Here is a 429-nt window from a genome sequence, read left to right as displayed (position 1 = left end):
GGCATGAAGGCCGCCGGCTGGTGCGGACGCATCGTCGCCATCGGCGTGGCCGCGTGGGCCGTGCTCGGGTTCGTACGCGCGCCCGGCTCGCTGTGGAGCCTCGTGTGGCTGCTGTTCATCGCCTCGTTCCTCTGGCGCGGCGCGAGCGTCGCCGTCAACGTCGGCATCAACCGCGAGTTCCTCGGCGGCATCCGAGTCGCCGACGTCATCCGCACCGCCGTCGCCGTCCCCGCGAGCACGCCCGTCGCGGCACTGCCGGAGACGGGCGACACGATCGTCCTCATCGACGCAGACGGCGCCGCCAGCGCCCTCGTCGCGCCCGGTGCGCACGTGCGGGTGCCCGTGGATCAGCGCCCGCACGTGCCCGCGAGCGCCCTCGGCGAGGCCCTGCTGCCGCATGCGGGCGCCGTCATCTCCTCACCGCAGGAC

At 74.6% G+C, this 429-nt stretch carries 1 protein-coding gene; it reads left to right on the top strand.

Translation table 11 applies throughout. From position 1 onward, the window contains the following. A partial coding sequence (locus GO615_RS30010; protein ID WP_211167437.1) for a zinc metalloprotease occupies positions 1–429 on the top strand: 429 nt, incomplete at both ends.

Origin of the sequence: Aromatoleum evansii, assembly GCF_012910805.1 — a bacterium.
Taxonomy (GTDB): domain Bacteria; phylum Pseudomonadota; class Gammaproteobacteria; order Burkholderiales; family Rhodocyclaceae; genus Aromatoleum; species Aromatoleum evansii.
Note: the sequence above shows the minus strand (reverse complement) of the source record. Positions and strands in the feature narration are given on the sequence as shown.